Raw genomic sequence first — 17,595 nt, forward strand, 5'->3', positions numbered from 1 at the left:
AATTACAAGAGTATCCTAGTGGTTGTAAATAGAACTACTAGGAGTTATTGAGTATGAAACAAACTAAAACAAAAAAATATTTAATGGAATATCTCTTGAAATTCCGTTTTGATACAGTTGTCACCATTGGTATTTTTTCATTAATTGCAATTGCGCAATTTTTGATACCATTGGTAACACAACGCATTATTGATGTTGTGATTCCGAATCATGATATGAATCAATTGTTACTTCAATTAATGTATCTTTTAGGTCTTACAGTCCTTATTGGAGGTCTAACCTACTTCTCAACCATCTTAATCAATAAGATTAGTCAATCTACGATTTCACAGTTAAGAAATGATTTATACAGTCATATTTTGGAACTGGATTATCGATATTTTGAAGACCATAAAACAGGAGATACATTAGAGCGAATCAATAGTGACATATCTGTGATTCAAAGTCTCATATCCCCAAATACTTTCTCTATATTTGGAAGCCTCATTACGTTTATTTGGATAATAGGGTACATGTTGATTGTGGATTGGAAATTAATGTTAATTCTATCAGTTACATTTCCAATATTATTTTTCATCAATCGTTATTTCAGTAAAAGAGTCAAACAAGCTTATCGAGTCGTGAGAACCACGTCTTCGAAAATTAATTCTCACTTACAAACCACGCTCACTTTGATTCCGTTGATCAAAGTATCTCATACGGAGCGTTATGAAAATCGAAGATTTGAAAAATTAACCAAATTAAATAACGAAGCGAATGATAAAGCAACACAAGTCCAGGCAGCTTATGGGCCAACAGTAAGTCTTCTAGATACTGTTGGAACAATGATTGTCTTAGGTTACGGCGCATTTATGGTTATGTTGGGATCGATTACAATCGGGAGTGTCGTAACTTATTTATCCTATCTTGCGCTACTTCAAAAACCAATGAAATCATTTAGTTCGATGGTGAATCGATTCCAACAAGCATCAGTATCTCTAGAGCGTATTGATGAAGTATTTGACACTGAACCATCAATATGTGATGGTTATGAAAGTATTCGTATCAACTACATTAAAAGTGTCGAGTTTAAGAATGTATCTTTTAACTATGAACCTCAGTTAACGGTATTAGATAAATTGTCATTTAAAGTTGAACAGAATCGAAAGTTTGCGATAGTCGGAGAATCAGGATCTGGGAAAACGACAATTACGAAACTACTGACAAGACTCTACGATACCGAAGTGGGAGAAATTTTCTTTAATGGTATTAACATTAAAGAAATACATCGAGACAGTCTACTTGATCAAATCGGTGTTGTAAGTCAAGATGGTAATGTTATTGATGGAACTATTTATCAAAATATTACGTATGGATGTTATAATTATCATGATGAAGATGTCTATAGAGCAATGAAGCTTGCGAATATTGATGATTTCGTGAGTGGTTTACCCTTAGGTTTAGATACTGAAGTAGGAGAACGTGGTTTGAAGTTATCGGGTGGTCAGAAACAACGTCTTGCTATCGCTCGCATGTTCCTTAAGGATGCGCCGCTTATCATACTGGATGAGGCTACAGCATCATTGGATAGTTATAATGAATCGGTAATTCAGGCTTCATTGGAAACACTGATGTCTAAAAAAACATGTATTGTCATTGCCCACCGACTCTCGACCATTGTTGATGCTGATCAGATATTAGTCCTCGATAAGGGCCACAAGATTGCGATGGGAAACCACGAAACACTATTAGAACACTCGCCGGAATATCGTGCAATGTTCACTGCTCAATTTAAATAGGAGAAATATTATGTTAGAACATTTAAAAAGCCTTGGATTAACAGAAACGGAGGCGCGTTGTTATTTGTGTTTGTACGAAAATGGCGAGCAATCAGGTTATGAAGTCGCTAAAAACCTTGGAATTTCGCGATCAAATGTTTATGCTTCGTTAGCATCCCTCCATCAAAAAGGAATGTGTCGCGTTAGTGATGAAAAAACATCAATCTACTTTGCTGTTGATATCAATGAAGTTATTGATCAAATGAAAGTAGAGTTCAAAACATCGGCACGATACTTGGAAGCAAATTTACATCGAAAAGGAAACGATGTTTACCAATTCTTTTCAATAAACGGTTATGATCAGATAATGAGTGCTGCAAAGCGCATGATTGCGACTGCAAAGAAATCAGTATTGATTGATGTTTGGAATGAAGACTTAGCGCCATTACTCAATTATTTGGAAGAAGCAGAATATCACGGAGTCGATGTGAAATTGGTAACATTCAAGCCCATTGAAACGTCTTTAAAAACAGTTATTTTGGACCAAAAAGTAATGCCACAACAAGAACGCGATTTCTCGATACTTGTAGATGAAAAGAAAGTTTTGATTGGGACATTCAATTACGAATATAATAGTAGTGCACTTGAAACAGAACACCCAACGCTCGTTCGTCGTGTTCTTGCAGAACATCATCATGATGTGATTATCTCAAAATTATCAGAAGAATTTAAAGATCAAATTCAAGCACTTTATGATGGTGATATTTATAATATTATTAAGGATAGTAAAAACTAAATGTGAATGAATTATTTTATAAACAAGAAGAAAGTAACAAATCACTTCTTGTTTTATTTTTGTGTTAGAATAGTCTAAATGAGGAGATAAATGGATTCAGATTTAGAAATTATTTGATTAGAAAGTAATTGATGGAATCCATGATAAATACCGATTTGAGAAATAAACTGGACAAATACCAGTTAGTGAAAAATACTTGAGAGGAATATGAAGAGATGATTAAAACATTAAATAATATAGATAAAAATGTGCTATTAGAAGCCATTAACTTGGGATTTTCAGATTATATTACACCGATTCATATGGACGAATCAAGCCTTGAAATGAAAATTAGTGCCGCTCGAATTGATTTGAATGTATCAGTCGGTTTTTTCGATGAGACTGTTTTAGTGGGATTTATTTTGGTAGGCATTGATGGCAGTTTTGCTTATAATGCAATGACCGCAATTATTCCGAGTTACCGGAACAAGGGAATATTTCCAAAAATGTATGCTGAAGTGGAAGTCCTGTTGAAGGATAAGGGAATAACGTCCTTTGAACTTGAGGCAATATCAACGAATATACCTGCTATCAAAGCATATGAACGTATGGGCTTTGAAATTGATTATACTTTGGACTGCTATCGAAAAGTAGAGCAGTGTGATGTGAATGATCAATCGAATGTTGATGTTGATACACCGATCTTGTTTCCATCTTTCCAAAATAGATTAGCATTAACGTCTCTTACAAAAGAAGTACACGATGATCTTGAAGTTTATACTAATATTAACAATATTCAACAAATCACCTCTCAAGATGGGTATAAGGGTCTAGGAGCACTAACATCGAATCTCGATATTGACACGAAACTAATCAATGTCCTGCATAACGGTAGTGTTAAAAAAGTTTTGACTGAGAGTGGCTTTGAAATTTTTATTTCTCAAGTTCATATGACAAAATATATTGGATACGACGATAGCTGTGTTTTTAGAAAAGCAAAACTTGAAGATGTAGATGCTATTATGGATATCATTGGCGAAGCAGTAATTGCATTTAGAGAACAGGGCATTGATCAGTGGCAAAAAGGATATCCTAACAGACAGCGTATCCTCGATGATATTAAAGAAGGAAATGCCTTTGTTCTTATCGATGAAGATGTTGTAGCCTATACCTATTTGGGATACGGAATAGAACAAAACTATGACCAAATTGAACAAGGATCTTGGATTAATGAAGATTTATATGCAGTGATGCACCGCTTTGTTGTTTCAAATAAGAAACAAGGAAAGGGATACGCGACGAAGCTTTATCATGGATGTGAGAATCTTGTTACAGTATTTGGTATTCGAGAAATGAGAATCGACACTCATGAAGTTAATACTAAAATGAGAAGATTTATAGAAAAGCAAGGTTTCGAGTTGTGTGGTATTGTGGAAGTTGCGGATGGGATTCGTGTTGCCTATCAAAAAAGCTTAAAGTCTAAATAATTGACAATTATGAAATGAGCTCCTATAATGAACATTGTTCAGTATAGGAGGGTTTATAATGAAAAAAATGTTTAATGTGTCATTTTATTATATGATAGCGGGCTTAATTGGTGGTGTATTCTTTCGTGAATTTACCAAAATCCAAGGATTTACAGGTAATACTGCTTTAGGAGTAGTTCATACACATACCTTAATGTTAGGAATGTTTATGTTCTTGATTGTAGGAATCATTGTTGATTACCTAAAAATTACAGATGATAAACGTATTAAAAAATTCTTTATCTGGTATAACACAGGACTTATTCTCACAATCACGATGTTAGTGGTTAGAGGTGTCTTTGATGTTTTGGGAACAAATTTAAGTAAAGGTCTTAATGCCTCAATTTCAGGTATGTCGGGTTTAGGTCATATAGTTCTCACAGTAGGTTTAATGTATTTCTTTACTGCTATTCGAAAAGCTGTGAAGGATCGTTAATTAATGTATAAAAAACAGCAGTTCATATTCTGAAGTGCTGTTTTTAATATCTTTAAATTTTATGAAGTGATAGATAATCTAACGCGAGAATAGCAAGAGAAGCACTGGTCGTCTCTAAAATATCATCATTCCAGGCAAATTTAGGATGGTGATGAACCGGTTCATCGTGTCCATCCTCAAAGATACCTACATTATAGTAACAAGATGGAACTGCAAGTGCGACATAAGCGAAGTCTTCCGCTCCTAGTGAGGCAAATTCTTTTTCACTGACTTGGTTCTCACCAAAGTAGTTAATGAGCTGTTGATGGGCGAAACGAGTTGTAGCGTCATCATTAATGAGTGGGGGATACGAAGGCATGAATTCAAACGAAGCACTTGCACCATTTAATTCACACAGCGTGTTCACGATTTCTTGAAGTTTATCTGCTAAGAACTGTCTCGTATCTGGATAAAGCGTACGGATGGTTCCGCCAAGATAGCACGTATCAGGAATGACATTAAGACCTTCACCTGCATGAATTGATGTGAAAGAAATAACGGCAGGTTTCATAGGGTCTTTTTGTCGCGTTAAGAGTGTTTGAGCGGATTGGATAATTTGTGTAGCAATCATAATTGGGTCAATGGTTTGTTCAGGGCTCGCTGCGTGACCACCGCGACCTTGAATCCGTATTTCGAACTCATCGGGTGCTCCAAACATGGGACCATACTTGATTTCAATTTTTCCATGTTCAAGATGCCCTCCTAAATGGAGCCCAAAAGCAGCATCTACTTTTGGATTGTCCATGATGCCTTCTTCTATCATTGTCTGTGCACCACCATCTGTTTCTTCAGCTGGTTGAAACATAAGTTTAACGTTTCCATGAATCTCATCTTTCATTGCATTGAGAATCATTGCTACACCTAATAATCCGGCAGTATGTCCGTCATGTCCACAAGCATGCATTTTTCCATCGATTTGTGAACGGAAAGGAATATCAACTTCTTCTTGAATGGGTAAAGCATCCATGTCACCACGTAGAAGGACTGTTTTACCAGGATGAGACCCTTGAATAATTCCTACAACACCCGTTTCAGCTAGAATCGTGTAGGGGATATTTAATTCAGTTAAAACTTCAATGACACGTTGTTGTGTAAGGAATTCTTCGTGAGCAAGTTCAGGATTTTCGTGTAGATAGCGACGGTGACGTTTCATTTCTGGTAAATGAGTAACTGCTAAATTTCGTACTGTTTCGTAATAGTTCATATTTGTGCTCCTTGTTGTCTAAAGCGACTTAAAAATTCTTGAGTTCTTTTTTGTTGCGGATTGTTGAAGAGTTGATCGGGAGTTCCGGATTCCAATACAACACCACCGTCCATGAAATAAACAGTATCCGATACATCTTTTGCAAAAGCCATTTCATGAGTTACGATGACCATCGTGAGTCCTTCTAAAGTTAATGATTTCATAACTTCCAATACTTCACCAACCATTTCTGGATCGAGTGCTGAAGTAGGCTCATCAAACAGAAGTACTTCGGGATCCATTGCAAGCGCTCTTGCAATGGCTACCCGCTGTTTTTGACCTCCAGATAGTTGTAGAACATGTTTGTCCTTAAATGCCAACATACCAACTTTATCTAAGAGATCAAGAGATTTTCTTTCTGCTTCCTCGGTACTTCTACCAAGAACAATGGTTTGAGGTTTGATGCAATTTTCAAGAACTGTCATATTATTAAAGAGATTAAAACTTTGAAAAACGATACCTACTTTCGTATTGAGTGCTTTTGAATCAAGATCTTTTAATGAGGTTTCATCAATTAAGATGTCACCACCATCAAAAGTTTCAAGTCGATTGATACATCGAAGGAGTGTTGATTTTCCGGATCCGGAGGAACCAATAATGGAAATTACATCACCTTGATTTACAGTAAGATTAATGCCTTTCAATACTTCAAGGTCTCCAAATTGTTTTGTAATATTTTGAATTTGAATTCGAGTTTGTGTCGTCATAGTTTATCCTTTCGTGATATTTACGGGTGTTGTCATTGAGGTTGGTATTGATGTATAGGAGGATTCTGATTTACTCATTTTTCGTTCTACCCATCTTAGAATAAAGGTGAAAATGGTTGTAAGTACCAAGTAAATCATCGCAGTAATGGTAAAGGTTTCGAGTATTTGATAAGTAGTAGAAGCAATTCCGTTTGATATGAAGAAGAGTTCCGTAATGGAAACAATATTTAGAACGGATGTATCTTTGATGTTTACGATAAACTCATTTCCCAATGCCGGAATAACGTTTCTAACTGCTTGAGGTAAGATAATGTGTCTCATTGTCTCAAATCTTGAAAAACCTAAGCCTTGTGCTGCTTCAAATTGTCCTTTATCAATCGCTTGTATGCCACCACGTATGGTTTCTGCCATATAGGCTCCAGTATTAATACTTACAATAATAATCGCAATTACAAAGTTACTGTAAGGAATATCAGACCATCTAAAGCCATTGAAGAGAAGTGCAATACCATGATAGAACAACATGGCTTGAACCATCATCGGAGTTCCTCTAAATACAGTGATGTATATGTGTGCAAGAGGGCGAGTAATTTTAGTATCACGTGTCATTGCAACAAAGAGTCCGATTAGAAAGCCAAGAAGTGTTCCAACAAATGAAATAAAGAGTGTTGTAAGCGTACCTCGTAGGAACAACGAACCGTTATTTTGTAGAATAGAGCCTACTTTTTCAAAGAAGTTCCCTGTAGATACTTCATTGGCGTTAATAGCTTGATCCATGAGCGCTTGTTGTTTTTCTGTAGGAATCGTTTCAAGTGCAGCATTAATTTCTTCGATAAGCTGTTTATTATCTTTGTTGACACCTACAGCAACGCCTGCCATTTCTTCTGTTACTACAAATCCATCATCACCATCTAATTGAATATACATCAAGTCGGGATTCGCAGCATTAATCATTTGCCCTGTACCACTATCAGCAACAAATCCGTCTAATTCACCAGATTGTAGAAAAATCGTTAGTGTTGGAAAGTCTTTTAAGTTTTCGAATGGTTTGATATTTTCAAGTTGTGTAAGGAGCTGAACATGATGTGTTCCCATTTGTGCAGAAATGACTGCAGATTCAAAATCTGAAACTGATTTAGCCTCTGCATAAGGACCATCTCTTTTAACAACGACTCCAAATGCTGTCGCATCATCAACGAAATAGGGATTTGAAAATCCAATTTCTTTTTTACGATCTGGCGTGGGGGACATACCGGCAATGACTGCATCTATTTGTCCGTTTTGAAGTGATAAGATTAAACTTTCCCACGTTGTTTTCTCTATAACCAGAGGTCTTCCCATTTCATTCGCAATAATTTTTGCAATTTGGACATCATACCCATCACAATATTGACCACCAGCAATCGGTTCAGATGTTTCTGTAGGATTAGCAAGTGTCCAGTTATAAGGTGCATATCCACATTCCATACCGACTCGCAAGGGTTCGCCCTCAAGTGCATTTTTTGATCCACATGCACTCAGTAAGAGTAATAAACTCATTAAGATACCAATTCTTTTTCGCATAAAATTCTCCTTCTCAAAATAATAAAAGAACTTCAGCGGAAGGTTTGCTGAAGTTCTTGTTCGCTAGCACCAATCCACCGGGATCGAGTGGCTGAGATATTCTCTCAACCCCCATGGGCACACTATGTCTAGTATGACCATTCGGCGATGGTTACCTTTCAGAAGTGTCCTCGTATACCTACTCGACTTCTTACTCTGATGCACCGCTACCTCTATATATTCTTTAATTTCATCAAATATACCGTGAATTGATGAAAGTGTCAAGCATAATGATGAAAGTATTTCATATGTATGATGAAAAGTGTTTCATCAAGCGAGGAAATTTAATAAAAACTCCTTCAATGATGTGTCGTCACATCATTGAAAGAGTTCATCGCATTATGAGTATTAAGCATCAATTTCAGTTACAAGCCAAAGCACTTGTTGCGTGTTAGCTACGAATTCATCAATGATAAGTCGCTCCTTGAGTTCATGAGCAAATTCACCACCGGCTGCTAAACAAATAGCATTAATGCCATTAAAGGTAAGGCCACTGACATCAGTTCCTCCACGTACAACCATTCCATTATATGTTAGGTTGTGACGCTCGCACATTGCTTTATAATTTTGAATGATAGCAAGAGAATCATCTAAATGATAGGCATGTAGAGATTGTCCAACTTCAATTTCAAGTTTTGCTCCAAATGAGTCTGCTGATGCTTGTAGTGTATCAACAACATGTTTAACTTGCGCTTGTGCTTTTTCTGGAACAAGGCTTCTCACTTCCATCTCAAAAGTCGTAACCTCGGGTACAACGTTGGTTGGATAATCACAGATCACACGACCAATATTTGTCGTTGTATCTTCGTCCACTTTTAAGAGTCTCATCTTTGAAATCGCATCTGACATTACTTGTATGGAGGAAATCCCTTTGTCAGGGGCTGCACCAGCGTGTGAAGCTCTCCCGATGATGCGTCCAGTAATATCGTAGAAATCAGGACCACCAATAATTGCAGTTCCTGGTCCGCCACCACCGTCAAGAACGTATGCGGTTTTTCCAGTTACAAGATTTGTATCAATATTGAAAGCACCTAAAATTCCGATTTCTTCGGATATCGTAAATAATAATTCAAGTGGTGGATGGGAGAAATCATGCTCTCGAAGTACTGCTTCTACCTCAATAATTTGAGCAATTCCTGCTTTATCATCCGCACCCAAAATTGTTGTACCGTCAGAGACAACATATTTGCCATCTTCTGTCACGGAAGGTTTAACGCCATTTCCAGGTTCTACAGTATCCATGTGAGCTTCCAGAATAATGGGATCGTGGTTAACATACGCACCTGTTCCAGGAATCTTAACGACAATATTACCAGAGTTTGCCTGTGGAACCTTTTGAACGGACACTTGGTCTTCATAAACCTCATAACCCAGATTTGTAAAGTAAGACTTTAGAAATGATGCAACACCTTTCTCATTCAAACTGACACTGTCAATTTGAACCAGTTCACAAAACATTTTTATTGCTCGATCTTTATTAATCATGAAAAATATCTCCTTCTCTTTAGATAAAATTGTACATATTGTATCAAAACGCTCACAAATGTCGATGAGAAAGCACTTAATCACTGTCAAATCTATGAATGTGTGAACAATCACATATTTATTCACTGAATGTTCTTTAATCCTCACGAAAACTTTGTTGAGTCTATAGAAATAAAAGCATACGATTAACATAGAAGAAGGAGGTGTTATGATGAACATTAATTCTAAATTTACTGAGAATTACGCAACTGATGTATCCAAAATTTACTTTGTCGGATCAACCATGGCATCTTTGAGCGGAGCATTTTATTTAATCCGAGATGGTCATGTTGACGGAAATCAAATACATATTCTGGACTCAATGCCTTTTGTCAATGAAGCCTCAGGATCTGTCTTAAATGAACAACGCCGCATTCTCATCAAAAGAAGTATCGAGTTTGAACACTATTATGATAATCTACGTGAAGTATTAAGTGAAATACCGTCATTAATGAATCATCAACATTCTATATTGGAAGAGTACAACCAATTCCATAATGATAACGGAGTCGAAGCGAAATGGTATGTTACCAATGAGTGTGGTCAAGAATATAAGGTTGGCCACCAAATAGCTTTATGCCCAAAAATTAAACAAGATATCATTCAGCTTTGTCTCAGAACGGAGAATAACATTCAAGAACTAAAAATTATTGATGTTTTTGATAATGCATTCTTTGATTCAGATTTTTGGCTCTATTGGTCCTCAACTTTTGCATTTGAAAAGTGGGATGGAGCACTTGAGTTTCGTCGTTCATTACTTCGTTATGCTCATCGAATTGGACCTGTTGATAGTTTATCAATGTTAGAATTTGTAAAATATGGTCAATACGATGTTCTGACGATTCCGATTATTTCTTACCTCAAAGAAAAAGGTGTTATTTTTGAATATGATACGACTGTAAATAATATTAAACTAGAACGTAAAGATGACACGACATTTGCAAAAACTATGTGTTTGAATGTTAATGAAGATCGTGAAGATATTGAATTAAGTGAAAACGATTGGGTGTTTGTTAACAACGGTGCAACCATCGAAACAATGAGTTATGGAAATCACCTAGATGCAATACCTAAAGACATACCGTTGTCACCTAAATGGGATCTATGGCGCAATTTAGCGCAACAAGATTCGCTCTGTGGAAATCCCGAACCATTCTTAACAGATGAAAAACATCGTGGATGGTGCATGACTGCAGCAATCACAACTGCAAACCATGAAGTTCGAACACTTGTAAAAGAGTTGCTCGGAAATGATGGGCTTGAAGGACTTGTAACCGTTAGAGATTCTAATTGGAATATGAATTGGCTTGTAAGTCAAGCTGACGACAAATCCATGGTGATCTGGTTGTACGCACTGCTTTCCGATGAACCAGGTAACTTCATTAAAAAACCGATTACAGAGTGTAACGGAAAAGAAATTACTGAGGAATGGCTATATCATCTCGGTATGCATCCCGATAAAGTTGAAACACTGGCTGCATTTGCTTGTGACTGTGTTCCTACATATATTCCAAACGTAACGGCAATCTTAAAACCAAGAAAAATCACTGATCGTCCTGAAACGGTCCCACACAATTTCGCAAATCTTGCATTTATCGGACCTTATGCTGAATCTAAAAATGAAGCATCTTTCACGGTTGAATATTCAGTTAAAACAGCCAAAGAAGCAGTCCATAAAATGTTAGGAATTTATGAACAGGATGACAGCACAGGTCAAGATGTAGATACTTTAAAAGAAGCATTGAAAAACAATCAAATGTTTTCTATCGATTAACAAAGAGAAACCCTTACAATTGTAGGGGTTTCTCTTTGTTATGGTTGTACTTAAATAGTATTTTTTTCTTTTTTGATTTTATGAAGAACAAGTAATAGCGTACCTAGAATAACAACGGAGACACTTATTATTAAGTAAGAGGTAACCCCCGTGCTAGGAAGAAATTTATCGGCTAATGGTGAATCAGTAATTTCTGAATTTGTATTATTCTTACCAATAATTGGATCGATGTCCGAGCCAGATGTTGGTGTTTCAGGTATTTCCTTGTTTGGTTCGATAAACAGGTCGATTGAAATATCATTATCAGGCGCAATTCCTTCTAACTTAGAAATATCTAATATTTCCACGAGATGATAGTTCTTAGGTAACTCTAAGATGAATTTATATATATCTTTGAATTTGACTACTGATTGCTGATTACTGATGATTGTACCATCTTTAAGTTTGTAATTTAGTTGGATGTTGATATCTTTACGAAAATAAACAATGCTAGAAACAATGTTTTCGTCTAAGCTTACAAGTCGATATTCGATTATTTTGGAATCTAATTCATTATATCCTGCAATAATTGGTAATTCTATTTGAACAAGATCATTATAGAACCCATTGACTGCTTGTTCGTAGATCACATTTCCGAGCTCATCTTTAAATTGAAGTGTTGATGATATTTTCTTAGGAGTAACTGGAATTGATACTACGAGATCTTCAGAAGGTGTTTTACCGGATAATATAACATTTTCTACATTTAAATTGTATCCGTAAAGATCTTCTGGAACGATTGTATAATTCGAATTGAATAATTGAGATTTTTTCGTATTATGTATGATGTCACCATTATCAAGGACGTAGTTAGTCGTTATGTTAATGCTTTTTCGTTGATAGACGTGGCTTGAATCTACAAACTTGTCAAATTCAGCTAATTGATAGGTTTCATTTTGAGTTGGTTTGTTGTATCCTTCAATTTCAGGAAGATTTACATCAACATAGTCGAGATACTTTCCAACTATTGGTTTTTCTAAGACGATTTCTCCTAAATCATTATAATAGCGAATCGTATTAGTTAGAGTTTTAGGAACCAAATTAATCTTGATTTCAGAATCCTTAGCAGGCATCGTTCCCTCCAATGGAAGCGAGGATTCAGAGATTTCATAACCAAAAAATGATTTGGGTTCGATTGAATAGTCGGTTTTATATAGCTGAGTGAGAGAATCACTGTGCATCAATGTACCATCCTCAAGTCGATACTGAATATTTAGTGTTATATCTTTTCTATAGTAAGGGAAAAATTTGAGATCGTTTCCTAATATTATTTGTTCAATACTATCAGTTAAGTGATGATATCCTTCGATTTCAGGGAAGGGTATTGTCACTCTACTTCCATATTTTCCGATTACTGTAGAATTTCCGATGACTTCATTGTCAATTGAATCTTGAAAGAAAAAATTGATAGTAAATGTTTTAAACTCATACAATACCGTCATTTCTTTATGTTCTTTAAATGTATATTCAAAAGTTTTGTTGAGAGGTGTATAGTTTGAATAATCTGGCAGTGTGATGGTCTTTTTTTCATTATATTTACCAGTGAATTCAAAGCGCTTAAGTTCTTTTCCTTTTTCATCAACTGCAATAATATCCAGATAGTAAATTGCATCTTCATAGACAATGATATATTCATTATTTACGACTTTATCGAGAGGAATAAACACAAAATAAGGATTGATGTACCCTGGTATTTCAAGCGTGCTATGGGGGAGGTTTTGTGAGGATCCTTTTGAAACGTATTCCTCACCTATGATTTCTCCATGCTTATTTTTATAGATTATATGTAGTTTATCTTCTGATAAACGGGTTACATTATTCTTGCTTGGTGGAGTGTCTATTGTATCGGCGGAAGCGTTAATTCCAACACATGCAAACACCAGGATAATAGTGAGGAAGTTTAGTGTAAATTTCTTCATAAAATGCACCTCTTTTCTTTAAGGGCTTTAATTATATACTATCTAATTTTATAAGAATATATTTTTGCTTTGATACTCATGAAATATTCACAAAGATATAGGGTATCCTCATAGTTAATTATGTTTATGGAAGAAAGTATAAAAAGAATATGATTGACGTCATATTGACACATCGTGTTTCGTTAAACAATTTATTTAATTTTAATAATCTTTGACTACTTGTCCTTTTACTTCTGTTGGATATTTATTTTTTCTACGTATAGAAAAAGCTCCTCCTTTTTGCAGTTCCCAATTTTATTTATCTTGGGTGGTTACCTAAAGTGGAGCTTATTAATTGTAGCTTTTTGTTACGGTTCTACTCGAATAGGATTACTCTTTTTGACTTAGTAAATAAATGTTTAATCCCAATGATAGAAATAAAAGTGTAGTAAGAACTCCAATGTGAGTGAAAGAATTCGTGTTAATTGCTTGGGATGCTTTCAGAATTTCTGCGGTTTTATCTCCACCAGAAAATGCAATATTAGTTAGAGATAAATCAGTCATGGGTTTCTTAAGGAAAAAGAAATAACACATGATAAGAAAATAAATTGCAATAATTCCGAACACTTGTCCTTTTTTCATAGAGACTCCTTTTAATAAAAAAATATCGAGTAAATACCTAAAGATATTGACCTATCAATTACTGGTTAAGTTCTTCAAGAAATGCATCAAAGAGTTCAAGGCGACGCTTGAGATATCCCGTATCCTCACGTTTAGGGTGGATACGATTCGTTAGAATAATAAAGCCTGCTTGATTATCCAAGTCTAATAAAATTGAAGGACCCGTGAATCCAGTGTGGAAGAGATAGTTCTTACCTTTATAGGGATGAAGATTCCATCCGTATGAACGCATATCAACATTGGTTTCGTTGAGTAATTTTAAAGTTTCTTGGGTGAGTACAGGTGTTTCATAGCCCAAGTATGATTTTACGAATTGCTTGAGATCCGACATGGTACTGAATAAACCAGCATTTCCTGCTACGCCACCAAAGTTGTGGGCAGTCTCATCATGAACTACACCGCAAATAAGACCGCGTGCATCAGTATATTCTGTTGGGACACAGCGACTTGTATCACTTGGATTGTACTGAGTATCCGACATGTGAAGAGGGTTTAATATTGTTTTAGAAATTGATTGATCTAAAGATGTATCGAGAGCTTCAATGACCAGTCCTAAAATAAGATAGTTAATGCATGAATAGTCCATTTTTGTGTCTACAGGGTTTACCCAGTCATCACAATTCATGATTGAAGCAACCATTTCATCATGATTCATGGTGTAACGCCCACGAACGCTTGGCAACATACCTGAACGGTGTAAAAGACAATGTTGTATGAGAATGCTTTCTTCTTTAAACTCTGGAAGAATATCTTTAATGGGTGTATCAAATGAAAGTTTCCCTTCTTCGATTAACTGAAGGATACGTGTGGTAGTAAACATTTTGGTAAGCGATGCGATATCATAAACCGCATTATTTTGTAACGGTGTATCAGGGTATTTTGAAAGCCCATAGACATCAGTGAGAGACTCTTCTTTAGTAATAATACCGATAGCTATACCCGGGATAAGTTTTTCGTTGACGCTTTGATGAGCAAGATTAATTACAGATTCAAACATGAAATTCTCCTTTAAATTCGTATATTGTAAACGCTACATATTATAACATAAAAACTGTTTTAAGATAAATTGAATGAAAATTATAACACGTGACCATAAAATCCTTTATAATAGAGCTAACAAAGGAGAATTAATATGGATTATAAGGATCAAAAACATGAAGATGTTTATATTAAGGTTCCTACTGAAATATTAGAACGTCTTGATTTAAAAGAAGAGACAAAAGCACAAATTCACGTCAATGAACATGGGGTTTACATTAACAATCGAAAGAAGAATACCGAGAAAACAGTTCCTCTAACTTCAATTACAATTGTGGGGCTCTTAACATTAGGCATATGTCTCTTCATATTTAGAGACTTTTCGCAAATTCCATTAATTGGTCAGCGATCGATTGCAAGCATGGTTATTTTACTTGGAGTCATTTCTGGAATGATTAACTTTACCTACTATTTTATAAAAGATAACAAGCGTGATAACTCATCGCTGAAACTTTACTGGCGAAACTTACCCGTAGTGTTGCTTTCGTATCTTGTAATTATTGTTGTTGCACAACTTCTGTTTTTTAAAGTAATGGGGCAATTATTTATGGGGGCAACGTTTGATATTTACACATCATCTTGTATGGCGGCTGTAATGACTGGTATTGTTAACTACGTTATGATTTATTCAGCAAAAAGCATTACGCCTACATCTTTAATTCGTTCGCTCGTATTCGTTATTTTAGGTGGTGTGTTTATTGCCATGGTTACAAATCGTGATCAACAATGGTGGCTCTATAACTTTAGTTTTTTAGGAACACCTGAGGCAACAAATAGCTGGCAATTTAATCTAACGCTTATTTTATCATCGCTACTCATGGTGGCATTGATCGACTACATTTTTGTATATCTATATAACATTGAGGGGAAAACAAAACGCTTAATTGCCTTAAAGGTACTTTTACTTTTAACTGCAATTTGTTTAGGTGGTGTTGGATTCTTCCCTTATAATGACAGTTTGTTCTATCAATCAATGCATAATCGTGTTGCTGGATACTTGGTGTATTTATTCATTATTTTAATCATTTCAATTCGCTGGTTACTTCCAAATGTGTCGAAACATTTCTTAAGAATATCTTATTCAATTGGAGCCATGTTAGGAATCATATGTGTGCTCTTCTTGGGAGTACACTACTTATCACTCACTGCATTTGAGCTCTTTGCATTTGTACTTGCATTCAGCTGGCTCTTGCTGTTACTTCAACATATCATTGATATTGTGAATACTGCAAATGAGGTATATACAGTAGAGATTATTCGTCAACCTACTCAGGAAACAGTAAAAGAAAACAATTAATATTAAAACCCTCATCAAATGAGGGCTTTATTTTTTTATCGTGTTGTTTTTTCAATAACTGAATAGGTGAAGGGGACTTCTTCAACAGTATCTTTAAGTCTGACATAAAGTGTTCCAGTAAAGTTTTCTCCCACTGAACTGGTATCAATGAAATTAAATTCTAGGGTCATGGGTGTATCTTTAGTTCCAATTTTATTGAACGAAATTTCATCGTAATGCGATTCCTTTTCAATAATAATATCATTGGGTAATATAACAGGAAGATTTTCAACAATTACTTCGTTATTTTCATCTACTTCGCTAAATGATTTCTGATTTTTAATAAATACGATGTTTTCTTTAAAAGTTATTTTAGGTTTGTCAGATTTTTTATCGTTGTTTGATAGAACTTTAGCTGCCATAAAACCTCCACCAATAACGACGACTAGAGCCAATACTATTATAATTTTTTTATTCATAGAGTGCACCTCCTCATACTATTATTTTAATTTTTCAATGTGATAGGTGATTGTGAGTGATGTGTGCGATTGTGTGAATTATTTATATATGAACGTAACCTGCGTATTCTTTTAATCGTTCAAGATTGATAATTAAATATGATTTTTCTTTTTTAATAAGAATGTTTTCATCAAGCAATCGCCTGAAAGTATGAGTTAAGTGACGGTAACTAACATTAAGATATTCTGCCACCTCGGTATGTTTTTCTTTATATACGTTATTAACCTGGGCTTCTAAGATGAAAGCGGAGAGGCGATGAATTAATTGGTAGTTTGATCCGTCTCCAAGTCTATTTGTACGATCTAACAATTTTGATGCAAGATAGGTGGAAAGATAATTTAGAAAAACAACATCATTTAAAAGGTAAGATTGATATTTAACGACAGAAATACCCAAACATTCTACTTCAGTTTGGGCTTTGACTTCACGTGGCTCATCTTCAACACCTAATAGTTCTAATTCGCCGATTAAATCTTTTGGTTTTGCGAAGTGAACAATGGATCGGTTTCCATTTTCTAAAATCCGACTCACTTTTACTTTGCCATTGGTAATCAAATATAGCATCTCATTCTCTTTGGTTTGACTCATAATAGTTTCATCTTTATTGAATGTAAAAATTTGGAAATCTATATCCTTTAGGGAAGAGAACATTATTGAAAAGTCTATAGGTGCGACTTGACTGATTTTAGTCGATGTTTTTTTAATCATTATTTCTCCTTTATAGGAGATATCTCCTATTTTGTAATGCGGTAATTTCATAT

At 35.2% G+C, this 17,595-nt stretch carries 15 protein-coding genes; 6 read left to right on the plus strand and 9 right to left on the minus strand.

The window, feature by feature from the left end; translation table 11 throughout:
* Nucleotides 1-53: 53 nt before the first annotated feature.
* The 4 genes from H9L01_RS07170 (at nt 54) to H9L01_RS07185 (ending at nt 4,494) form a co-directional block, all read left to right on the plus strand.
* A complete protein-coding gene (locus H9L01_RS07170) occupies nt 54-1,778 on the plus strand; it encodes an ABC transporter ATP-binding protein (protein WP_187533279.1) in 1,725 nt (574 codons plus the stop codon).
* 10 nt (nt 1,779-1,788) lie between these two features.
* The gene (locus H9L01_RS07175) at nt 1,789-2,553 is read left to right on the plus strand and encodes a TrmB family transcriptional regulator (RefSeq protein WP_187533280.1); all 765 of its coding nucleotides are present in this window, start codon (nt 1,789-1,791) and stop codon (nt 2,551-2,553) included.
* Nucleotides 2,554-2,768: 215 nt separating this feature from the next.
* Nucleotides 2,769-4,019: a GNAT family N-acetyltransferase gene (locus H9L01_RS07180; protein WP_187533281.1), complete on the plus strand. Its 1,251-nt coding sequence runs from the start codon at nt 2,769-2,771 to the stop codon at nt 4,017-4,019.
* A gap of 58 nt (nt 4,020-4,077) precedes the next feature.
* Nucleotides 4,078-4,494 carry a DUF2871 domain-containing protein gene (locus H9L01_RS07185; RefSeq protein ID WP_187533282.1) on the plus strand — a complete coding sequence of 139 codons (417 nt, stop codon included), beginning with the start codon at nt 4,078-4,080 and terminating at the stop codon, nt 4,492-4,494.
* A 52-nt stretch (nt 4,495-4,546) separates the two neighbouring features.
* Here H9L01_RS07185 and H9L01_RS07190 read toward each other — a convergent pair whose 3' ends face one another.
* The 4 genes from H9L01_RS07190 to H9L01_RS07205 all read right to left on the minus strand — a co-directional run bounded on the left by H9L01_RS07190 (nt 4,547) and on the right by H9L01_RS07205 (nt 9,570).
* Entirely contained in the window at nt 4,547-5,737 is a 1,191-nt protein-coding gene (locus H9L01_RS07190; RefSeq protein ID WP_187533283.1) for a M20 metallopeptidase family protein, read from the minus strand.
* Nucleotides 5,734-6,483, minus strand: coding sequence for an amino acid ABC transporter ATP-binding protein (locus H9L01_RS07195; RefSeq protein ID WP_187533284.1), 750 nt, complete (start codon nt 6,481-6,483; stop codon nt 5,734-5,736). The genes H9L01_RS07190 and H9L01_RS07195 overlap by 4 nt, the downstream gene beginning before the upstream one ends.
* Nucleotides 6,484-6,486: 3 nt before the next feature.
* Nucleotides 6,487-8,046, minus strand: a complete 1,560-nt coding sequence (locus H9L01_RS07200; protein ID WP_187533285.1) for an ABC transporter substrate-binding protein/permease — start codon at nt 8,044-8,046, stop codon at nt 6,487-6,489.
* Between the two features lie 387 nt (nt 8,047-8,433).
* Complete coding sequence (locus H9L01_RS07205; RefSeq protein WP_187533286.1) at nt 8,434-9,570, minus strand: M20/M25/M40 family metallo-hydrolase; 1,137 nt, start codon at nt 9,568-9,570, stop codon at nt 8,434-8,436.
* Between the two features lie 208 nt (nt 9,571-9,778).
* Here H9L01_RS07205 and H9L01_RS07210 point away from each other — a divergent pair, with 208 nt between their 5' ends.
* Complete coding sequence (locus H9L01_RS07210) at nt 9,779-11,383, plus strand: oleate hydratase (RefSeq protein WP_187533287.1); 1,605 nt, start codon at nt 9,779-9,781, stop codon at nt 11,381-11,383.
* A 50-nt stretch (nt 11,384-11,433) separates the two neighbouring features.
* Here H9L01_RS07210 and H9L01_RS07215 read toward each other — a convergent pair whose 3' ends face one another.
* From H9L01_RS07215 to H9L01_RS07225, 3 genes are all read right to left on the minus strand, one after another.
* Nucleotides 11,434-13,341: a MucBP domain-containing protein gene (locus H9L01_RS07215; protein WP_187533288.1), complete on the minus strand. Its 1,908-nt coding sequence runs from the start codon at nt 13,339-13,341 to the stop codon at nt 11,434-11,436.
* A gap of 369 nt (nt 13,342-13,710) precedes the next feature.
* Nucleotides 13,711-13,962, minus strand: coding sequence for a hypothetical protein (locus tag H9L01_RS07220; RefSeq protein ID WP_187533289.1), 252 nt, complete (start codon nt 13,960-13,962; stop codon nt 13,711-13,713).
* Between the two features lie 58 nt (nt 13,963-14,020).
* Nucleotides 14,021-14,998 carry a serine hydrolase domain-containing protein gene (locus tag H9L01_RS07225; protein ID WP_187533290.1) on the minus strand — a complete coding sequence of 326 codons (978 nt, stop codon included), beginning with the start codon at nt 14,996-14,998 and terminating at the stop codon, nt 14,021-14,023.
* A gap of 135 nt (nt 14,999-15,133) precedes the next feature.
* On the opposite strand from H9L01_RS07225, the gene H9L01_RS07230 reads away from it, so the two are divergent.
* Nucleotides 15,134-16,336 (plus strand): DUF998 domain-containing protein, encoded by a 1,203-nt coding sequence (locus tag H9L01_RS07230; protein ID WP_187533291.1) that lies wholly within the window; start codon nt 15,134-15,136, stop codon nt 16,334-16,336.
* Nucleotides 16,337-16,371: 35 nt separating this feature from the next.
* On the opposite strand, the gene H9L01_RS07235 is transcribed toward H9L01_RS07230, so the two are convergent.
* Nucleotides 16,372-16,794 carry a hypothetical protein gene (locus tag H9L01_RS07235; RefSeq protein ID WP_187533292.1) on the minus strand — a complete coding sequence of 141 codons (423 nt, stop codon included), beginning with the start codon at nt 16,792-16,794 and terminating at the stop codon, nt 16,372-16,374.
* An 82-nt stretch (nt 16,795-16,876) separates the two neighbouring features.
* Nucleotides 16,877-17,542, minus strand: a complete 666-nt coding sequence (locus H9L01_RS07240; protein WP_187533293.1) for a cyclic nucleotide-binding domain-containing protein — start codon at nt 17,540-17,542, stop codon at nt 16,877-16,879.
* Nucleotides 17,543-17,595: the final 53 nt, after the last annotated feature.

It is taken from the genome of Erysipelothrix inopinata, assembly GCF_014396165.1.
Taxonomy (GTDB): domain Bacteria; phylum Bacillota_I; class Bacilli_A; order Erysipelotrichales; family Erysipelotrichaceae; genus Erysipelothrix; species Erysipelothrix inopinata.

Bases quoted from the DNA above. Each gene is read 5' to 3' on its own strand.
- H9L01_RS07170 (WP_187533279.1), top strand. From the start codon at position 54: ATGAAACAAACTAAAACAAAAAAATATTTAATGGAATATCTCTTGAAA.
- H9L01_RS07175 (WP_187533280.1), top strand. From the start codon at position 1,789: ATGTTAGAACATTTAAAAAGCCTTGGATTAACAGAAACGGAGGCGCGT.
- H9L01_RS07180 (WP_187533281.1), top strand. From the start codon at position 2,769: ATGATTAAAACATTAAATAATATAGATAAAAATGTGCTATTAGAAGCC.
- H9L01_RS07185 (WP_187533282.1), top strand. From the start codon at position 4,078: ATGAAAAAAATGTTTAATGTGTCATTTTATTATATGATAGCGGGCTTA.
- H9L01_RS07190 (WP_187533283.1), bottom strand. From the start codon at position 5,737: ATGAACTATTACGAAACAGTACGAAATTTAGCAGTTACTCATTTACCA.
- H9L01_RS07195 (WP_187533284.1), bottom strand. From the start codon at position 6,483: ATGACGACACAAACTCGAATTCAAATTCAAAATATTACAAAACAATTT.
- H9L01_RS07200 (WP_187533285.1), bottom strand. From the start codon at position 8,046: ATGCGAAAAAGAATTGGTATCTTAATGAGTTTATTACTCTTACTGAGT.
- H9L01_RS07205 (WP_187533286.1), bottom strand. From the start codon at position 9,570: ATGATTAATAAAGATCGAGCAATAAAAATGTTTTGTGAACTGGTTCAA.
- H9L01_RS07210 (WP_187533287.1), top strand. From the start codon at position 9,779: ATGATGAACATTAATTCTAAATTTACTGAGAATTACGCAACTGATGTA.
- H9L01_RS07215 (WP_187533288.1), bottom strand. From the start codon at position 13,341: ATGAAGAAATTTACACTAAACTTCCTCACTATTATCCTGGTGTTTGCA.
- H9L01_RS07220 (WP_187533289.1), bottom strand. From the start codon at position 13,962: ATGAAAAAAGGACAAGTGTTCGGAATTATTGCAATTTATTTTCTTATC.
- H9L01_RS07225 (WP_187533290.1), bottom strand. From the start codon at position 14,998: ATGTTTGAATCTGTAATTAATCTTGCTCATCAAAGCGTCAACGAAAAA.
- H9L01_RS07230 (WP_187533291.1), top strand. From the start codon at position 15,134: ATGGATTATAAGGATCAAAAACATGAAGATGTTTATATTAAGGTTCCT.
- H9L01_RS07235 (WP_187533292.1), bottom strand. From the start codon at position 16,794: ATGAATAAAAAAATTATAATAGTATTGGCTCTAGTCGTCGTTATTGGT.
- H9L01_RS07240 (WP_187533293.1), bottom strand. From the start codon at position 17,542: ATGATTAAAAAAACATCGACTAAAATCAGTCAAGTCGCACCTATAGAC.